This window comes from Candidatus Eisenbacteria bacterium (assembly GCA_026388185.1).
GTDB lineage: Bacteria > Eisenbacteria > RBG-16-71-46 > JAFGJU01 > JAFGJU01 > JAPLKG01.
Map to the genome: position 1 here is coordinate 12496 of JAPLKG010000005.1, position 19433 is coordinate 31928.

General features: G+C 53.3%; 14 protein-coding genes and 1 tRNA gene. 9 read left to right on the forward strand and 6 right to left on the reverse strand.

Translation table 11 applies throughout. The annotated features are described in order from the left end of the window. The first annotated feature begins 21 nt into the window (after window positions 1-21). Both NTX17_01880 and NTX17_01885 read left to right on the forward strand, forming a co-directional pair. Window positions 22-726 carry an ABC transporter ATP-binding protein gene (locus NTX17_01880; protein ID MCX5800127.1) on the forward strand — a complete coding sequence of 235 codons (705 nt, stop codon included), beginning with the start codon at window positions 22-24 and terminating at the stop codon, window positions 724-726. A gap of 195 nt (window positions 727-921) precedes the next feature. Further along, window positions 922-995 (forward strand) — tRNA-Asp (locus NTX17_01885). A 207-nt stretch (window positions 996-1202) separates the two neighbouring features. On the opposite strand, the gene NTX17_01890 is transcribed toward NTX17_01885, so the two are convergent. Further along, entirely contained in the window at window positions 1203-2354 is a 1152-nt protein-coding gene (locus tag NTX17_01890) for a right-handed parallel beta-helix repeat-containing protein (GenBank protein ID MCX5800128.1), read from the reverse strand. A 470-nt stretch (window positions 2355-2824) separates the two neighbouring features. Continuing rightward, complete coding sequence (locus tag NTX17_01895) at window positions 2825-3235, reverse strand: hypothetical protein (GenBank protein ID MCX5800129.1); 411 nt, start codon at window positions 3233-3235, stop codon at window positions 2825-2827. A 424-nt stretch (window positions 3236-3659) separates the two neighbouring features. Between NTX17_01895 and NTX17_01900 the strand changes: the two genes are divergently transcribed. From NTX17_01900 to NTX17_01920, 5 genes are all read left to right on the forward strand, one after another. Then, entirely contained in the window at window positions 3660-3998 is a 339-nt protein-coding gene (locus NTX17_01900) for an integrase core domain-containing protein (protein MCX5800130.1), read from the forward strand. 133 nt (window positions 3999-4131) lie between these two features. After that, window positions 4132-5466, forward strand: coding sequence for a PAS domain S-box protein (locus NTX17_01905; protein MCX5800131.1), 1335 nt, complete (start codon window positions 4132-4134; stop codon window positions 5464-5466). Beyond that, window positions 5463-7151: an ATP-binding protein gene (locus tag NTX17_01910; protein MCX5800132.1), complete on the forward strand. Its 1689-nt coding sequence runs from the start codon at window positions 5463-5465 to the stop codon at window positions 7149-7151. The genes NTX17_01905 and NTX17_01910 overlap by 4 nt, the downstream gene beginning before the upstream one ends. A 6-nt stretch (window positions 7152-7157) precedes the next feature. Beyond that, window positions 7158-7526 (forward strand): response regulator, encoded by a 369-nt coding sequence (locus NTX17_01915; protein ID MCX5800133.1) that lies wholly within the window; start codon window positions 7158-7160, stop codon window positions 7524-7526. Window positions 7527-7888: 362 nt separating this feature from the next. Continuing rightward, on the forward strand, window positions 7889-10132 hold the full coding sequence (locus NTX17_01920) for a protein kinase (protein ID MCX5800134.1): 2244 nt from the start codon (window positions 7889-7891) through the stop codon (window positions 10130-10132). Window positions 10133-10219: 87 nt separating this feature from the next. Here the strand turns inward: NTX17_01920 and NTX17_01925 are convergent, their stop codons facing one another. The 3 genes from NTX17_01925 to NTX17_01935 are packed head-to-tail and all read right to left on the reverse strand — an operon-like array spanning window position 10220 to window position 12464. Beyond that, a complete protein-coding gene (locus NTX17_01925) occupies window positions 10220-10642 on the reverse strand; it encodes a hypothetical protein (protein ID MCX5800135.1) in 423 nt (140 codons plus the stop codon). Then, window positions 10639-11187 (reverse strand): RNA polymerase sigma factor, encoded by a 549-nt coding sequence (locus NTX17_01930; GenBank protein MCX5800136.1) that lies wholly within the window; start codon window positions 11185-11187, stop codon window positions 10639-10641. The genes NTX17_01925 and NTX17_01930 overlap by 4 nt, the downstream gene beginning before the upstream one ends. Next, window positions 11172-12464, reverse strand: a complete 1293-nt coding sequence (locus NTX17_01935; GenBank protein MCX5800137.1) for a hypothetical protein — start codon at window positions 12462-12464, stop codon at window positions 11172-11174. The genes NTX17_01930 and NTX17_01935 overlap by 16 nt, the downstream gene beginning before the upstream one ends. 290 nt (window positions 12465-12754) lie before the next feature. Here NTX17_01935 and NTX17_01940 point away from each other — a divergent pair, with 290 nt between their 5' ends. Further along, window positions 12755-14932 (forward strand): prolyl oligopeptidase family serine peptidase, encoded by a 2178-nt coding sequence (locus tag NTX17_01940; GenBank protein ID MCX5800138.1) that lies wholly within the window; start codon window positions 12755-12757, stop codon window positions 14930-14932. Window positions 14933-14946: 14 nt separating this feature from the next. Continuing rightward, complete coding sequence (locus NTX17_01945) at window positions 14947-17862, forward strand: T9SS type A sorting domain-containing protein (protein MCX5800139.1); 2916 nt, start codon at window positions 14947-14949, stop codon at window positions 17860-17862. Window positions 17863-18164: 302 nt separating this feature from the next. Here NTX17_01945 and NTX17_01950 read toward each other — a convergent pair whose 3' ends face one another. Further along, window positions 18165-19424: a hypothetical protein gene (locus tag NTX17_01950; protein MCX5800140.1), complete on the reverse strand. Its 1260-nt coding sequence runs from the start codon at window positions 19422-19424 to the stop codon at window positions 18165-18167. Window positions 19425-19433 lie beyond the last annotated feature (9 nt).

Here is a 19433-nt window from a genome sequence, read left to right on the forward strand (position 1 = left end):
CGGAAGAGAGGGAGGCCGGACTTGTTAACTCTCACTGAGGTTCACGTTTTCTATGGAGCCGTGCATGCGCTCAAGGGCATCACCGTGAAGGTGGAGCCGAACAAGATAGTGGCGCTCATCGGCGCGAACGGAGCAGGGAAAAGCACCATCCTCAGAACCGTCTCAGGGCTGGCCAGACCCAGCAAGGGGAACCTCGTCTTCATGGGTAGGGAGCTCTCGACGGTTCAACCGCACAACGTAGTAAGGCTGGGCATTTCCCACGTTCCTGAAGGTCGGATCATATTCGCAAATCTCACAGTCATGGACAACCTCGAGCTCGGCGCCTACGTCAGGAAGGACACGGCGGAAATCAGGCAGGATTTGGAGAAAGTGTTCAAACTCTTCCCGAGGCTCAAAGACAGAATGAAACAAAACGCAGGAACCCTGAGCGGCGGCGAGCAGCAGATGCTCGCCATGGGTAGGGGACTGATGTCTCGCCCCAAGCTGCTTCTCTTGGACGAACCCTCCCTCGGGCTTGCCCCCATCCTGGTGAAAGACATTTTCAAAACCATTTGCGAAATCAGAGATCGCGGTACGACGATCCTCCTGGTCGAGCAGAACGCGCGGATGGCGCTCTCGATTGCGGACGAGGGCTATGTGCTCGAAACAGGCAAGATCGTGCTGCACGACGCTGCCAAGAGCCTGCTGCACAACGAGCAGGTTCAGAAGGCATACCTGGGCGGGTGAGTGGGGAAATTGGTGAGGGGGGTGGACTAGGACGACGGGTGACGTCGATGAGTGAGGGAATGTGTGAGGGGGTGGGCGTGGCCGAAGCAAATTGACAGCGCCGTCGGCCTGTGCTATCTTGGGACGGCGATCGAAAGCTGCTAGGAATACTGCCGATACTGATACTCAGAGATTCCTTTGCACGCAGACACAAGCGGGGTCGTAGTTCAGTTGGTTAGAACGCCGGCCTGTCACGCCGGAGGTCGCGAGTTCGAGTCTCGTCGGCCCCGCACCCTCCGTAATCTGTCGTCCCGCAATGAGTTATGCGATAGGGACTATATTAGTCTCGAACTTCTCATTATTGCCGTTGTAGCAGCATTTGTACAGCCTCTGCTCAAGCTCACAAAATAGGAGAGGTCAGGAAATGTCTGACCTCTTTAGGTTTTTCTTCGTTTTTGATTCAGCGCGGCTCTTTGTTCCGCTGCGCCTGCACTCCGCTATCTGAACAGTGCTTTGATTTTCCCCCACGTTGTCTCTTGTATAGAGGTCGGGCCGCACCCAATTCCAAAAGCACCGACGAGCCCGCACCCACCGCTGTTTGCAGGCGAACACTGGGAGTTGAGGTTAATGTGATAGTCGCGGACCCCTGGATTACAAAAAAGGGGATCCGCAGAGAAATCCCCTGATCCCGGTGTGCAGGAATAATAGTTGCCCCTACTGTTATTCCAAACGTCGTTGCAACGTAGGATGGGGGATGAGGGGCTAGACATACTGTTGTATATCCCCCATCTGCTGCCAACTATAATATTGTTCTCCAAGACTGGGGATGCATAGAAAAACGAGATCCCATCTCTGTTGGCGACAATCGTGTTGTTTCTAATCGTTGGGGAGGAATGATCTATGGCGACGGCGATATTTGTTCCGTTCACGATCAAATTCTCGTAAATTGTAGCCTGGGACGAGGCAAAACAGCCGATCCCAATAGAACCATCCCTCATGATGTTTCTCCTCACAACCGGAGAGCTGCCTTGACAAAGGACGGCCGCGTTTTCGTTGTGGACAAACTCGTTGTCCTCGATGAGGGCTCGCGAAGTAAAGCAGTAGACTCCACATCCGAAAATGTCGCCGTACTCAGCCCATTCCCCTGTGTTATAGCTTATCATGTTGCGGGAGACATAGAGAACTGACGCCGCATCGGCAGCAATGCCGTCCCCATGATTGTTCGTAATTATGTCATCGATAACCTCAACATCCGAGGACTCGCAGAAGATCCCACCGCCGACATTATCGGGCCAGTAGGGTATGTAGATTTCACCTTCAGTTATGGTAAATCCCCGTATTACTCCTGTGGCAGGAATATTGACGCAGTGAATGACTCTGTGAAGCGGCGTTCCGTGAATATAGGTCGCTGTGGCGCCAAGCTCACCGATGAGAGCGACATTCTTTCCAGAAATGGTTAGCGGTTCATAGTAGTGGCCAGGCCCGACAAGGATACTGTCACCGGCACTGGACAAGTCAATGCCCGCTTGAATCGTGGTGCAATCGCCAGTGCCATCCTGCCGAACCAACCAAGTGCGAGCGTCTGACGAAACAGGAAAAACTGTCACAGACAGAATCAAAAGAAGGAAGGTAGAAAAGACTCGATTCACGGCGACCTCCGAGACGGAGCCTGTCATTTATCTGTCGCGAGTGTTGTTCTCTAGATCAATTATAGCACTCGGTGTGGAGCCTAGCCAGTTTTTTAGGAGTGCTAACCTAAGTTGCAACCAAGCGAAAGGAAATGGCCGTAGCGGCGCTATTAGCCCAAGTTCTAAGATCGTCTCGTAGCCCCCGCACCTGCCTTAACTTGTTGAGCTTGAACGAATTAGTGGACAGACCAACAACAACTTCGAACTCGTGATTGGGCTCTTGGCAAAGCTTTGGGCGGGTCTCTTCCATCAGCCCACAATGACAAGAGAGTGGGTAGATCTTCTGACTCCTCTTGTTCTGTTCCGCGTCCGTGATTCTGTGATCCTGATGCTCACTGGAGGAAAGGACGAAAGCAAGAACCGCCGTGCCAGGCAAACCAGCACGGCGGTAAACTAAACAGCCTTCGTCTAGAGGCGTTTCTAGTGCAGCCCTACCCCACCGTAAAAAAACCTGTAGTCAGAATCACCTGCTGTCCAGGGGAAGCAGCTGCAGGGTCATCCTCGGCTGTGACAAACAGGCGAAACTCCTTCAATTGTGTGACTCCCTTTACTTCACCCTTACGATCACTACCTACCGTTAGCTGGCCCAGGCCCACGATTTGGTTGTCCGGAGTTTGAAGCCAAAGAATGTATGTAGCCTTTGGCGGAGTGAGGTTCTGCGGTGGAGCCAAATAATTCACCTTGAGGTCTATCTGAGTGTTGCCGTTCTTGTCGAGGCTGATTTGGGCCTTTGCTTGAGCGGCAGGCACTAGTACAGAGACTGGGAATGTGATCGTCTTTGCACACTGAGTCACTCCCGCCGCACAGCAAGCCAATACTGCCAACGTGATGAATTTCCTCATGTTTCCTCCTTCGCGTGGCGATCGACGTAGCGAGCAAATAGGGAATTAGCGCAGGGCGGTGCAATTCGCTCAGAGTTGTCACACACCCTTGCCACACCCTAGTGCTAGGCGAAGACTATGTCAATGCTAAAGTGAACCGGGACTGGGTAAGCCACACGAAACAGAAGCGAGTCTTTCCCTGTCTGTTATGGTGCTGCCTACTCAGTGCTGTGCTGCCGTGGAAGCACTTATGGAGGCTCTCGACTCGACGAAGCGGCGCTCTCTCAGAATAACGTTCGAATCAATCTTTTTCCGAACTTTTTCTGGGATTCTATGTTTCCTTCCGTAATCGCATAATGTGCTCTGCGTAGAGGGGTCACAAATTGGCTCGTCTGTGACTTTTCTTCTGGATTTTAGTTTGGTTCTGAGGTAGTTTCGACTTGGTATGGCTCGGAGCGATGATGGTGCGGAGTTCGTATCGAGGCGGTTGACGCAGTGGCTCCGAGAGAAGTGTGTGGAGCCGGTCTTCATCGAGCCAGGTAGTCCGTGGGAGAACGGTTATCTGGAGAGCTTTCATGTGAAGCTACGTGATGAGTGTGGAGACGAAGAGATGTTCTGGAGTAGTGGAGAGGCTCAAGTGCTGATCGATTGGTATCGAGACGTCTACAACAGTGAGCGGCCGCACCACAGCTCGCCGGGATATCGAACGCCGGCTGAGATGGCCATGGGAATCAACACAAGACGCCCAGGACTGGCTCTGGGACTGGATAGCAAGATGAGGTAAGGTCAGTTTTGGTGAGCTAAATGCATGAGCAAGCAAGAGTAATTGTTCTAGGAAGTTTTTCTAGAATCAACCCAAGTGTTTTGTGCCAAGCGCACAAGGCCTTGGGTTCTTGTTTTTAGGGAGGGCCTAGAAAATGAAAGATACAAAGCAGCGGGGCGAAACGGGGATCAAAGCGCACTTGGAATACGCCGATGGCATCATTGCTACATTGAGAGAGTCATTTTTGGTCTTGGACAAGAACTTACGAGTTATTTCTGCCAACCAGGCTTTCTATACCACCTTTAAGGTTGCAGAAAAAGACACCATAGGCCGGCCGCTTCCTGATTTAGGTAATAGGCAATGGAATATTCCTAAGCTGCTTCAGCTATTGAAAGAAATTGTACCAGAAAAGAAATTTGTGAAAGATTACGAGGTCGAGCATAAATTTCAGCAAATTGGACAGCGAGTCATGGTCCTGAATGCCCGTCAGCTGCGCGTTCCTAAGCACGTAGCAGCAATAATAGCGGCGGGAGCAAGAAGAGAAGAAGAAGACGACGACGACGACGAAGAAGAAGAGTTGATCCTGATAGCTATTGGAGACATCACTGAGCGTAAGCGTCTACAGGAAGAATTAAAGGAGTCCGAGGAGCGTTATCGCAGAGCCTTTGAAACATCGCGGGATGGATTATTGCTTGTTCATAAAACCAAAGCCGACATTCTTAATTCTAACGCATCTGCCCAGGAATTGCTGGGCTATTCCCAAGAGGAGTTTTTGAAAAAGAAACTCTGGGAAATCGGCATGATCAAGAATGATTCGGGCTTTCGAGAAACGGCGTCAATATTGGAAAGAGATGGTGTAATTCATTACGAAGACACACCGGTAAGAACCAAAGAAGGCCTGAGCATAAATACAGAGGTTTTCCTGGTTGACAAGGCAAAGGTTATCCAGTGCAACATCCGTAACATCACCGAGCGTAAGGAAACGGAAGAAGCATTGAGGGAATCTGAGATGAGATTCAAGGCCATCTTCAATGAATCCACGGACGGGATGCTTTTAGCAGAAGCAGGGACCAGGCGGTTCTTCATGTGCAATCCAAGAATTTGTCAGATGTTAGGATATACCGAAGAAGAATTGATGCGTCTGGGAGTCGACGATATCCATCCTGAGGAGGATGTGCCGTTCATCATAGAACAGTTTGAGCGGCAAGCGAAAGGAGGAATTGGAATTGCAGCGGGTGTTCCGGTGAAGAGAAAAGACGGCAGTGTTTTCTATGCCGATGTTAATGCGTCACGGATTACCTTGACCGGCAAAAAATATCTCTTGAAAAGCTTCACGGATATCACCGACAGCAAGAAAACACAAGATGAACTACGAGAGAAAATGCGGGACTTGGAACGGTTCAGCAACTTTGCCGTGGATAGAGAATTGAAGATGGAAGAGCTTGAGGAGAAGGTAAGAGAGCTTGAGGAAAAGCTGAAAGCAAGATGAAACTTGAAGGCAGAACCGGAGAAAAGGTTGCCCTTAAGGAAAGACAAGAGGACATCTCCGCCCAAGAAGTATATTTGGAGAGCGTCATGTCCTCGATGACGGATTCTCTGATTGTGGTTAATCCCGACGCCACGCTGAGGTCAGTGAATAGAGCTGCCTTGGATTTATTGGGTTATAGGGAAGAGGAGCTCATCGGCCAACCAGTGAAGAACATTTTTCTGCAAGAAGAAGAGAAGGAAGAGGGAAAAGAAGAAGAAAGCATGCTGCATAGGTACTTCCAAGAAATAATTACTGCAGGCGTGGCGTACAATATCGGCTTAACTTTTCTTACCAAACAAGACAAGGCGATCCCGGTGAATTTTAGCGGGGCGGCGATGCAGCAAAACGGCCAGATTATCGGCATTGTGGGCGTAGCCAGAGACATGCGCCAGATCATGGCAATCATAGGCGATTTGGAGGAGAAGAAGATAGAGCTTGAAGAGCGCAGCAAGAATTTGACCCGGATGCAGAGGGCAATGTTGCATATGATGGGCGATTTGGATATTGCGAAGAAGGAGGCGGAGAGGGCAGAAAAAGAACTGAAGAAGTTAGACCAGTTGAAGAAAGATTTTATCTCTACCGTTTCCCACGAACTGCGCACCCCGCTTGCTATCACTAAAGAGGGGATAAGACTTATTTTGGATGGGATCACGGGCGAGATGAATGACAAGCAGGAAAAGATACTGAGTATCGCAGGAAGCAATATTGACCGGTTAGCCAGAATTATCGATGGTCTCCTTGATCTATCCAAGATTGAGTCAGGCAAGGTTGAGTTAAAGAGAGGATTAGTGGATATAGCCGGGATGATAAGACAAGTAGCTTCTTCTTTTGAGTTGAATCTAAAGGGAAAGCCCTTGGAGCTAAGAATCAATGTTCCGAAGAAACAGATAGATGCCTTTGTGGATCCGGATAAACTAATTCAGGTTTTTACCAACCTGATAGGAAATGCCTTCAAATTCACGGATAGCGGTTACATAGAAGTTTCACTGCAAGAAAGAGAAAAGGAAATTGAGTGCGTTGTGGTAGATACAGGGTTAGGTATTACTGAGGAAGATATGCCTAAGGTATTTAGTAAGTTCGAACAGTTTGGCCGCTTGCCTGGCCCGGGTGAAAAGGGCACAGGCTTGGGCCTAGCTATTACAAAAGGAATTATTGAACTGCACGGAGGCAAGATCTGGGTGGAGAGTGAACCTGGCCAAGGGGCGAAATTCAGTTTTGTTCTGCCCAAATACACTACTGAAGGAATCTTTAAGGAATACCTTAATAATGAGATGAGAGAGGCAATGGGCAAGAAGACCTGCATGACGTTAGTCGCTATCTCTATTCTTGAGTTTAGTAAATTGAAACAGGAGTTTTCAGATGAGAAGATGGACGCTATTCTGAGAAGCATGGAGGGGGTGGTAAAGGGTACCGTACGCCGTGAAGGAGAGGTTGCGTTTGGTGATTCTGGCGAGATGATGGTCATTTTGGCTGATTGTGATAAAGAAGGTGCTTTGAGTGTAGAAAATAGGTTAAGAGAAGCTTTGGATAAGTATTTGACCAACGAGAGACTACCTCACGAGATCAGGTTAAGATTCGGTTCTGCGGTTTATCCGGATGAAGCCAAAGATGATGAAGAATTAATTAAAGAGGCTAAGGAGGCATAGAGAATTATGGGAAAGAACATATTGATCGTAGATGACGAGAAGGATTGGATACAGGTACTGGCCATGAGGTTAGGACACGAAGGCTATAAGACAGAAGCAGCGTTCGATACCATACAAGCTACGACACAGGCAATCCAACTGAAACCAGATCTAATACTTTTGGATATCATGATGCCTGCAGGTGGCGGGTTGGAAGCATTGAAGAACTTAAGAGCAAACGTCAAGACATTCTCTATACCCGTAATAGTACTTACGGCAAAAGGGGATAAGGAAACAAAAGAAGCTGCAGAAGGGTTGGGTATTTCCGGATATTTTGTCAAGACTGCGAACACGGTCGAACTTCTGGCTAAGATAAAGAAGGTGCTTGGCGAATAACCAACAGGGTCTTTTCGGGCTTTGAGAAGAATAAGAGTTAGTCTGATTGACGCGATTACAGAGGCGGAAAATGAGCAAGAAAAGACTTGACCCACAAGGTCCCGGCTCTGCCAGCTTTCAAAATCAGCACGCAGACTCTTGTATACCTCTGTGATAACACTGCGACCCGTGCCCTCCAATCTCACCAGTTGCACATGGCCCCCTGACCGCCAAGTTCGAAATTCGTCTCGTCGGCCCCGCGTCCACCTTAACCTTACCTTGCTTTACCACGAACCACGCGTTACAATGCGCGTGACAGTCTAATCCTATTCAAATTCAAGGACCGTGACGCTTCACACTTTGAGACTATGCGTGGCTTTCCCATGGTAGGCAAAACGATCTCTCACTACAAAATCCTCGAGAAACTCGGCGAAGGCGGCATGGGTGTCGTCTACAAGGCTGAGGACACCAAGCTTGGCAGACATGCTGCGCTGAAGTTTTTGTCTCCGGACCTTACGAGAGATCCCGAGGCAAGGAAACGTTTCATCCAAGAGGCGAAGGCGGCTTCTTCTCTCGACCACACCAGCATTTGCACAGTGCACGAGATCGGTGAGACGGAGGATGGGCAGATTTTCATCGTCACGGCGTTCTACGAAGGCGAGACACTCAAGACAAAGATTGAGCGTGGGTCTCTCAAGGTTGAGGAGGCTCTGGATATTGCGATCCATGTTGCGCAGGGGTTGGGGCGAGCGCACGAAGCAGGGATTGTGCATCGTGACATCAAACCCGCAAACATCATGATAACGAAGCGTGGCGACGTGAAGATCGTGGATTTCGGTCTGGCGAAGCTGACAGGACAGGCAAAGCTCACAGTGATGGGCTCTACAGTGGGCACGGTAGCGTATATGTCCCCGGAGCAGGTACAGGGGGAGGATATTGATCACCGAACTGACATCTGGGCGCTGGGAGTCGTGCTGTACGAAATGCTGACGGGACGGTCACCGTTCAAGGGTGAGCACGAGGCTGCGCTACTCTATTCCATTGTGCACGAGGAGCCGCAGTCGCTCTCACTAGTGCGGTCGGGTACACCTGCCCCTGTTTCATCGGTTATTGCCAGAGCGTTACAGAAAGACCGAGCGTTGCGGTACCAGACTGCACAGGAGCTCATCGATGAGTTGAGGAAACTTACGGTTTCGGGCAGGCCCCCTCGTGTTGAGTTACCACGTCAGGAGAAATCGATTGTAGTTTTGCCCTTTGAGAATTTGAGCCCGGACCCTGACCAGGAGTACTTCAGCGATGGTCTGACGGAGGAAGTGATCTCTGACCTCTCGAAAGTCCATGCGCTCCGCGTCATATCTCGCAGTTCTGCGATGACGTTTAAGGGGACGAAGAAGACGATACCTGAAATTGCCAAACAGCTCGAAGTGCAGTACGTGCTGGAGGGCAGTGTCAGAAAAGCGGGGAATAGTCTACGAATTACGGCACAGTTGATAGACGCAGCGAGTGATGCTCACATTTGGGCTGAGAAGTATTCGGGTACGCTGGATGATGTGTTCGATGTTCAAGAAAAAGTCTCTCGCGCGATCGTCGATGCTCTGAAGCTCAAGCTTACACCTGAGGAGAGTCGGAAGATTGCCGAGCGACCCATTGACAATGTCGCGGCCTATCAGTGTTATCTCAAAGCCAACGCTGAGATCTGGCGGTTCACCGAGAGCTCTCTCGAGATGGCCCGGCTACATCTCCAGAAGGGTCTTGATATCTTGGGCGATAATGCTCTTCTGTACTCGGCCATGGCATTTGTTTATTGGCAATATGCGAATATAGGCGCCGGGCAAGAGGACTATGTGGCGAAAGCAGAACAATATACGAATAAAGCTCTCGCCCTGGATCCAGATTCTCCTCAGGCCCATCTTGTTATCGGAATGATCCATGGGGCGTTTTACGGAAATACGCGAGAGGGAGTACGCCAGCTCAGGATGGCGCTGGCTGTGAATCCGAATTATGTTGATGCTCTGAAGTTTTTAGCTGGTTTTTGTACAATGTCAGTCGGGAAGCTTGCCGCCGCTATTCCATTAGTGCAGAGAGTCAAGGAAATCGATCCGCTCGATCCGTGGAATTATTGGCTTCAGGGACGGCTTTTCTTCTATGGTGGTCAGTACAAGCTTGCTCTTGAGCAACTCCGTCAACACTATCAGTCAGATCCTGAAAATCCTGTCGCTCAATTCTTCTGTGCCTGGACCCTGACGTATGCAAACGAGATCGACGAAGCCTTTTCCATTATCGACCGCAGTGCGAAGGCGACTCCGAATAATGTGTGCACCAAGTTCGGTCTCTTGTTGAAGTACGGACTGCTGAAGGATAGAGAAAGTGCATTCCGGGAAATGACTCCTGATTTCCAGAAGACCTGCAGAAGGGACCATCAATGGTCATACTTTGTCGCAGTTCCGCTCGCTTTGCTCGATGCCAGAGAGGAATCCATCGATTGGCTGGAGAATGCGGTCAACGGGGGCTTTATCAATTACCCGGAGCTCGAACGGAACCAAAATCTTGACAACCTCCGCGGCGAGGAGCGGTTCAAAAAGCTGATGGAACGAGTCAAATACGAGTGGGAGCATTTCGAGGAGTAAGGATGGCCGGGCGAACAGTTTCTCGCACAGGATGTGCGAGAAACCCGATACAGGTGTACTGCAAATCCACGAGGGAACACGAGAGCCTCAATTTTGTTCGAGAAGCTGTTCATAGTAATGGGCGGGAATCTCTGTTGCATCGGAAACGGTGTAAGTCCTGATGGAATCAGTGGGCGGAGACAGCGTGATATACGAGGACGATAGGAACTCGGGCTCGCGGTGAACCCTCTTCGAGGCTCCGAATCCGACAAGAATCCCCAGAACAATGAGCGCGGCAGTCCTCAGGATCGAGTATGTGACAGCCTCGCGCGGCCGCGGGCTTGGTATCCGTAGATCTCGCTGGCGTGGTCTGGCACCGCCGATGATCTCGATGTCCTTCCGAAGCGCCTCCAGTCGCGTACTGCACTCGGAACACACTGCAAGATGCGCCGCAATGCCAGCGCGTTCCTCGTCGCCGGCGATTACTTCCAGGGCGTATCCAAGAAGCTGGTCTTCACTATTGTGCGTCATTCAAGAACTCCTTTCCGTCGCAATGTCTCGCGGCAGGACTTGACGGCGTAGAAAATGCGCGATTTCACCGTACCGAGCGAGGTCTGCAAGATGTCGGCGATTTCTTCATAACTGTGACCACCGTAAAATCGCAATACCAGCACGTCGCGATGCTCCGCATTCAACGCCCCAATCGTTTCGGCCACAAGACGGTCTAGTTCATCGCTCAAAACGCTCTCCAGCGCATTTCGGTCGCGGTCGAGGAGATCTAGCTTGTCCAGTGCAACGTTTCGCCGCAATCGGTTGGCCTCCTTCAGGGCCAGGCGATAGGCGATCGTGCTGAGAAGCGCTTGAACTGTGCCCGTCCTGTGTTTGATCTTGGTGCGGAGCGCCCGCACAAAGGTCTCCTGTACCACGTCATCTGCTGCGGCAACGGAGCCGGTGATGAAGAGCGCAAGCGCCAGAAGGCGCGCCTGGTACCGTCCTATCAGAACGCGCGAGGCCGTCTCATCTCCCCGCTGCGCTCTGATAAGGCACTCCCACTCTGAGTTCACTGCTTGTTGCACTTCAAGCCCTGCTCCTTACACCACGAATCGATTTCCTTCAAGTCCGACGCGCAGCAGCACCAAGCCTGGGCGGTCTCATATCGCGAGTGTTCGGGGATGAGTCCATCCACGTGATCGACGTACCAGCGGAACAGTCCGGTGCGAAGTTCGGGCGCATTTTCTCTCAGGGATTCCAGATCCGCAGCCACGGCTGCCGCATAGTTGGTAACCAACCACCGTCCGGCGGCGGCTTGCGGCGCGTTCTGGAGCCTCCAGCTTTCCAGCCCGCCGGTGCGGAAAGTCTCAATCCAAGTGCGATATACTTTCCGAAGCTGCTCGGCGTAAGGAGTCTGCGAGGGCGTCACGAGCGTGACCAGACCCAAGTTCCTGCCTTTCTCGGTCACATTCTTAAGCTCACCTGTGACATTGACGGTTCTGGACAGGTACACGGGCCGTCCAGCGCGTTCGGCCGATTCAATGATCTTGAATATGAGCACATCACCGAACAGCCCCCCGGGAGACGGGCTTGAGTCGCTCTTCTTAGACTCTCTCAGAATCGAATTCCGCAGATCGTTCAATTCACTCGTACTAATGAAGCGCGGCAGGCCGTGCTCAGTAACGTACATCGGGTACCAATCCGTGTTGAGCAGGCTGCGGTTGACGATGCTGACATCTGGTCGCACTTTGAGAACGCGCGTCAGGATCCAGCCGGGATAAGTGTCGTTGTCGCCATTCGTGACCAGGATCGCATCCTTTTGCAGACTGGCCAGCATGTTGTAGTTGTAGTCCATTACCTCGTCGGCGATAATTCCGCTCTCAAGCAGTCGCCGCAATGCGACGTCAAGCCGTTCCTGATCGCCCAAATCCATGTAGCGTACGACCAACGCAAACCACGCATCAACGTAGTTCGGATCCACGGCAATTACTCGCTCCAAGTACTTTCGGCCTTCAACGTCGTTGTGGACTCCTTGATGCTCGAGCGATTTCAGATACATTAGAGTGGGATTGGCTGGGTATTTTTTCAAGCCCTTTGCAAGTAGCTCCCAGTACTTCTTGTCTCCTGCGTAGCGTGCGGCATACATCCAGTTGGCGTAGGCGTACTCTGAAGGATATTCATTGGAGTACTCCTTCCACAGTCCGGCGAGCTTCGCGTAGGTTTCCTCACTGTAGACTACCTGCCGCATGCTCCTGATTTCCTCCGGTCGCACTATCTCTTTGGCGGCGGAGCCGTTCGGTACGAACATTGCGACCAGCACAATCAAGGTTCCGATAGACAGCCAGATGAGTTTTCGGTTCATCGGACGTTCCTCCTTTCTGACTATATAATCCCCAATCTTGTCAGAAGTTCATGGAATTTTGATCAATATTGGAAGAACCCGACTGCATGTGCTAATCTTATCAGATGAAACAATTCGTCGCCTAGTCCGGTATCTAATGGTGATTTGCCGCGCGCACGCGTCACCATCGGCGGCGTAGGGCCATTTTGCCCGCGCCCGCGCACGCGTCACCACCGGCGGCGCATGCTGTGTTTACCTGCAACAGCAGAAGTGCCTTTGGGTTGCCCTCTGCCTCGAAGGAGGTTTCGACAATGTACTCTCACGTCAGACACGATTTCAACGGAAATGGTCGTAACAAGAGAGGCTCGCACGAGAAGTCCCTCTGGATCTTCGGAAAATCCTCGTTCGTCGTGCTCTCGATTGCCCTTCTGTCGTGCCTTGTGTGGGCCCTTGCTCTGGCGCAGGGAGAGGCATACAGAAAACCGCCGGACACCCGGCAGATCGAAGTCAGAGACGTCCTGCACGGTAAAGAGATCGTGGATCCTTACCGGTGGCTGGAGGACCAGGAGAGTCCGGAAACGAGAGCGTGGATCGACGCACAGAACGCGTATTCCCATTCGTTGATCGATTCCCTGAAGGTGAGGGAAAAGATCAGGCAGCGACTGACCGAGTTGATGAAGATCGAGCGCATCACCATGCCGTCCGAGCACGGCGGTCGCTACTTCTTTTACAAGCGGTCGCCCGACCAGGATCAGTACGTTCTCTACATGCGTCGGGGACCTGAAGGTGAGGACGAGGTCTTGATCGATCCGAACACTATGAGCGCGGACAAGACAAAGAGCGTGGAGCTTCAAGACGTGTCCAAGGACGGCACCATATTGGCGTACGGAATCCGGGACGGAGGCCAGGACGAGGTCGCCGTCAGGCTCTTCAACGTAGACACAAAATGCGACCTGCCTGACACGCTTACCAGGGGACTCTACTTCAGCTTGTCGATCCCGCCGGACAAGAGCGGCTTTTACTATTCTCGCCACGGCGAAGAGGGTTCGCGGGTCTATTATCACAAAATGGGATCAAATCCGAGTGACGATGTTAAGATATTCGGCGACGGCTACGGTCCGGACAAGGGGATCGGTGCCGTCGTCTCTGAGGACGGGCGTTACTTGGTCATCGACGTGGCGTACGGTTCGGCCGGGCAGAAAACCGACATTTTCTACCAGGACTTGACCGAGAAGGGCCCGATACGAACATTCGTTGACGACGTTGAAGCAAGATTTGAACCCCATCTGGCCGGCGACAAGGTCTTTATACTGACTGACTGGAATGCGCCCAAAGGTCGCGTTCTGGTCGCGGACGTGAAGAACCCCAGGCGCGAGAACTGGAAGGAAATAATCCCGGAGGGAAGTGCGGTCATCGAGGGCATGTCGCTTGCGGGCGGAAGGCTGTTCATCAACTACCTGGACAACGTGGTCTCGAAAATCAAGGTCTTCGATCCGGACGGCAAGTTTCTGCGCGAGATTTCGTTACCGGCGCTCGGTAGCGTGAGTGGTGTGGCGGGTTGGTGGGAGAGCAACGAAGCTTTCTTTTCGTTCACGTCGTTCCACGTGCCGCCGACCATTTACCGTTACGACGTCGGCAAGGGAACACAAACGGTGTGGGCGCAGCTTAAGGTTCCGGTGAAGACCGACATGTTCGAGGTCAAACAGGTGTGGTACGCCTCGAAGGACAGCACAAAGATCCCGATGTTTCTGGTGTACAAGAAGGGCATGAGGCTCGACGGGCAGAATCCGACGTTCCTCACCGGCTACGGTGGTTTCGATGTCAGCATGACTCCGTACTATTCGTCGGTTGGGGTGCTCTGGATCGAAAATGGCGGTGTATATGCCGTGCCCAACCTGCGAGGCGGAGCGGAATTCGGCGAAGAATGGCACCGCGCCGGAATGTTTGACAAGAAGCAAAACGTGTTTGACGATTTCATCGCCGCCGCCGAATGGCTCACGGCGAACAAATATACGAACCCATCCAAACTTGCGATATCGGGAGGAAGTAACGGCGGGCTTCTGGTGGGCGCCGCCGAAGTGCAACGACCCGACCTCTTCCGGGCCGTCGTCTGTACGTATCCGTTGCTTGACATGCTGCGCTATGATCAGTTCCTGCTCGGCAAGTTCTGGGTTTCCGAGTACGGCTCCGCAAGCGATCCGGAGCAATTCAAATACATTTATGCGTATTCTCCGTACCAGAACGTGAAGAAAGGCGTCGAGTATCCGGCCACGTTGTTCATTACCGGAGATTCCGACACGCGAGTTGCGCCTCTTCACGCTCGCAAGATGACGGCCATGGTTCAGTCGGCTACCGGGTCCGATAAGCCCGTGTTGCTTCTCTACGACACAAAACTGGGTCACTCGGGGGGGCAACCGTTGAACAAGCAAATTGATGATCTGACGGACGAGATGGGTTTCCTCTTCTGGCAGCTCGGTATGGGGAACTAGTGGAGCGGCTCGTCGTGAAACGACCAAAGACTCATTTGCACCCAGGGGTTGCTCGACTTTTCTGCGTCTTGGCCTCCGGTCCCGCCCGTGCCTTGACTCTTACCGCAATCTGCATCTTGTTGTCCGGCCTGGTTCTTGCTCCGGCCACTGTCCTCGCCGCTCCCATCCACACCACTTACCTGTGGCACATGCATCAGCCGATATACTGGCCTGACAGGAGCACATGGTATCCCTCACGGTATGAAACGGCCTACGAAACCATAACGCTCGGCCATTCGCAGAGCGACGTGTACGAGATTTTCAACAAGGACGACCGCGTCCACGACTATCAGAATTATCCCAAGGACGCCGTTGCTTCCGTTCTCGACCTCCCCGACGCCGGCGCGCAGATGAGCTTCGCGGCGGCTTTGATCGAAAACATTAAGAGCCTCGCCGACGCAGGCTGGAACGGCGGGCGATACGCGGGAACCTGGTACGCCGACTACCGAACCGGCCGTTCGTGGACGACTTCCGGCGGTCGTTCGAGGCTGTCGCAGCTCTTGGTTGCCGCACATCACCCGATCGCTCCGCTCATGGACCAGAACGCGTTGCGGAAGGAAATCCAGGTCCAAAAGATAGCCTACAAGGCAGCTTGGGGAGACACGAACTACTCGAAGGGCTATTTCCCGGCCGAGATTTGCTTCTCGGAACGCATGATTCCGATTCTGGTGCAACAGGGAATGGAGTGGGTGATTGTTCCCGACGTCCACGTATCCCGCGCGTGCCAGGATTATCCGTACGTGGCCAGCGAAGACAATTGTGACCCACCCAATCCGGCCGATCAGTTGAACCCGGCGCAGGGCTACTACGACAACATACGAATCAGCAGAGGCGTGAACGTGAAGACGCCGGTGCCGTTCGGTTTCAGACCGCACTACGCCCGCTACGTCGATCCAAGCACGGGCCAGGCGTATTCCATCAAGGTGATTCCATCGGCAGACGCAATGAGCTGGAACGAAGGTTACGGCATGTACGGGACGGGCGAGATCGATGCAATAGCAAGCCGTAACGATCCCGCGAAGCCGATGCTGATCCTGTTCGCGCACGACGGCGACAACAGTTGGTCGGGAGGCTATTCCTATTACAATGAAAACGTGACCAACTTCTGTCACCAGGCGGCGACGAAGGGCTACGAACCCTCGACCGTTGACGAGTACCTGGCAGACCATCCGGTCGATCCCGGCGACGTTGTTCACGTCGAGGACGGCGGATGGGTGAACGCCGACGGCGATTTTGGATCGCCTCAGTTCATAAACTGGAACTGGCCTCTCGTGGACGCGAGTGGCCAGTTTGACATACCGGACGGCTGGGCCGAGGACGAGCGCAATTGGGCCGTGCTCACGGCGGCGCAGAACCGAGTCGAGACTGCCGAGGCGATTTTTGGGACGGAACCGAGCCCCGCCAAGATCTACGATCCGACAACCGGCGCGAACAGTGTCGAGAAGGCGTGGCATCACTTGCTCTCAGGTTACGAGAGCGGCTACATGTACTACGGAACTTCGCTCGACATGGAAGTCAAGGCCACCCTCGCCGCAAACGCCGCGGTTCTGTATGCGGACCCGGTGATCACCGGCGGTGGCGGCGCGGATGCGGTTGCGCCCACGATTTGGCTGCCTCAGCGGCTTCCCTGGAATCCCGGTGGGAGGGGAGGAGGTTCTCTCTGGGGCTATCCGAGTGGTGAGGGCACTCAGATGGCGAGTGATTTCTGGATTTGGACGTTCGTCTACGACGCTTCCGGCGTGAAACGGGTTCAACTCAAGTACCGGCTGGATGCCGATGGCACAAATCCGATGACGAGCGATCAAAACGAAACCTACGCCGGCGGTGCGGAAGTGGGGTCGTGGCAGACGCTGGCGATGGCGTGGCGAGACTTCCCGAAGGGCAACTATCTCAACGACCCCAGCATCAATTTCTCCGTGCTTCCAGACTACATTGCCGACGAATACTATGTCCACGTCACTGAATTGTCCGAGGTATTGATAGACTACTACGTCGAGGCCGAGGACTCGCTGGGAAACGTCAAGCGTAGCCCGATCCAGCACGTGTGGATCGGTGAGACCTCGGGAAGCCCGTCGCACGTCATCGACGGAAGTCTCGACACAACTTCAACGCTGGTGGCCTCGAACGGCAGCCTGCACCTCTACGCCGACTGGGACGGGCAGTATCTCTACGTGGCGACGGAAGGTGTGGGGAGCACGGCCGGTTGGGATCACTTCGTGATTCTCGGCGTGGATCTCTCGACTCCGGTAGCTGCGCCGTGGGCCAAGGCAGGAACTGTAGCCGACCGCACGCTCTACCTGGGCAACGAGGATTCCAACAACTGGTGCGGTTGGTTTGATGAGAACGAGAACGTCCTTTCGAGCGGAATCGAAAAGGCCTCGGGGAGTTACCTGGAGGGGCTGGTGGCGCTCGAGACTTATCTCGGCACGCCGCTTCCCGGCGGTGTCTATCTTGCGATGGCGGCGTACCAATCCGCTGACGGAGGAGTCCTCGCGGCACAGGTGCCTGCTGGAAACGGGAATGGGAACGTCGAGGCGGCCGAATACGTTTACTTCCCGCTTGCCGTCACTGGTGTAGAGCCGGACCAAGGCAGCGGTGGTTCTGCATCGCCCCAAGCGGCGGTGTCCTTGTCGGTGAGACCCAACCCTTCCAGCTCCGGCGCTCAGTTCGAACTCTTCTTGCAGCGTCCTCAGAAGTTACTGTTCGACATCTATGACATCCACGGCCACAAGGTGAGGACTCTGGATGGTGGACTCGTGAGCGCGGGACGCCAGTCACTCGCGTGGGATGGCCGCGACGCAAGAGGGCAGGAGGTCTCGCCCGGCGTCTACATCATTCGTATTGACGCCGCGGGGCAGGCACTGAGTAAGAAGATAGTGGTTTTGAGATGAGTGCCCAGTAAAGGGCGCGCTGTTTCTGCCGCCTCAAGCAAGCCCGATGATAGTGTTTCTGCTGTAGGGATTGTGCTGTATGGGCGTGGCTAGAGGGACGCCGCTGTGGGAGCGCCTCCGTGGGGGCGCTGCTATAGCGGCGCTTCGCAGGAGTGCTGCTGCAAGGGGTGCTTCCAGCACGCCACCCACAATCGTGCCGTCCTATCCAGGTCAGTCCCACCAGTCGATTCGCGAGTTCGAGTCCGGTCTGGGGAGCCACTCCGGCCAGTCTTGTATTACGCGGATGCTGCCTGCGTCACAGACTAAAAAGCAAAATCCACAACCAAGGCGTAAATATTTTCCTTGAGAGGATCTGTCTCTCCGGTTTCCCTGTGTGTGTATTCGGCGTGCAAGGCCACATTGACCGCCGTCCAGTCGCCGAAGTAGTACCTAAGAACCCCGGAATAGGCTTTCACCTCCCTGTCACGGTCATACGATGGCGTGCAAATCCAGTTGTAGAGTGCCGAAGCGATCAGCCTGTTGTTCATTAGGCCCGCGTAATCCAGCTCCGCCAGGCCACCATCGAACTCGTAGTCTTCTGTCGGAGCAAGAACATTCAGAGAGTTGTCATCCACACCCTTCACGTACGACCCTTGAAGATTGAGCGTTTTCCAATTCAGACTGGCATGCCCACCGAATCTGTAGAACGGCTCGTTAGGGCCGCCGTCGGCTTCACCGGTAGGGGAGAGTGTAGCGCCCGAGATCGAGAGCGGCTGCCAGCCGTAGTAGACGAACGCACCTATTCGTTGTCCCGCACTCTGTCCGTCCCCCGCGCCCATGGTTTGCGAAACGTTCAGGTAGACGTCTTTGTATCTGTTGTTGTCCGGGCTTGCTCCGGTGCCATTAACGACACCCAACCCATACTTGAATCCGCATCTCCACTGGCCGGTCGCTTCAACGCCAATCTGATTGTCGTCGAAAACGAAATTGTTTTCCGGTGTTGAGAACGAATAGATCTCGTAGGGCTCCGTCAAATAGAACGAGCGTTTCGAGCTGATTGCGTGATACGCCGGTTCGAATCTGCCGACCCTGACGTTCAACGCATCCTGTATGACGTTGCTGAACACGACGTTTCCCGACTCTAAGGCTCCCAATTGCGATGGGTTCGTGCCGCCTTGAGAACCGGTGTAGTCCGCTGAAGGCTCGTCCATCCTCGGCGTATAGATGAAAAGAAACGATATGTTCTTGTGCATAACTCCAGCCGCAAGCAAGTCCAGCCCCAGCATGTCAAACCCGGAAGTTGTAACATTCTTAGTGTTGTATCCCGAGAGCCCGGTAGATGTTCTTACGGCAATCGGGGGAGGAGTGTCAAACACGCTCTTCTCTCTTCCTTCCTGGCCGGGAATCTGGTAGCCGTTGTCCCTGAACCGCTGTCCGAAATCATTGAGTTTGGGGTAAGCAGTATGGCACATGTTACAGTTGAAGCCGTGCTTCCTGGCGAACGCCGGAATCGCGTGACCGCCGGTAGGCATCGTGAGCTGTAACACGAAGAGAACGAGCAAAAGAAGACATGACTTTTTCATTCTCCTCTC

Excerpts from the sequence above, each read along its gene's own strand:
- NTX17_01895 (MCX5800129.1), bottom strand. The coding sequence starts at position 3,235 with ATGAGGAAATTCATCACGTTGGCAGTATTGGCTTGCTGTGCGGCGGGA.
- NTX17_01925 (MCX5800135.1), bottom strand. The coding sequence starts at position 10,642 with ATGACGCACAATAGTGAAGACCAGCTTCTTGGATACGCCCTGGAAGTA.
- NTX17_01940 (MCX5800138.1), top strand. The coding sequence starts at position 12,755 with ATGTACTCTCACGTCAGACACGATTTCAACGGAAATGGTCGTAACAAG.
- NTX17_01935 (MCX5800137.1), bottom strand. The coding sequence starts at position 12,464 with ATGAACCGAAAACTCATCTGGCTGTCTATCGGAACCTTGATTGTGCTG.
- NTX17_01910 (MCX5800132.1), top strand. The coding sequence starts at position 5,463 with ATGAAACTTGAAGGCAGAACCGGAGAAAAGGTTGCCCTTAAGGAAAGA.
- NTX17_01950 (MCX5800140.1), bottom strand. The coding sequence starts at position 19,424 with ATGAAAAAGTCATGTCTTCTTTTGCTCGTTCTCTTCGTGTTACAGCTC.
- NTX17_01900 (MCX5800130.1), top strand. The coding sequence starts at position 3,660 with ATGGCTCGGAGCGATGATGGTGCGGAGTTCGTATCGAGGCGGTTGACG.
- NTX17_01920 (MCX5800134.1), top strand. The coding sequence starts at position 7,889 with ATGGTAGGCAAAACGATCTCTCACTACAAAATCCTCGAGAAACTCGGC.
- NTX17_01905 (MCX5800131.1), top strand. The coding sequence starts at position 4,132 with ATGAAAGATACAAAGCAGCGGGGCGAAACGGGGATCAAAGCGCACTTG.
- NTX17_01915 (MCX5800133.1), top strand. The coding sequence starts at position 7,158 with ATGGGAAAGAACATATTGATCGTAGATGACGAGAAGGATTGGATACAG.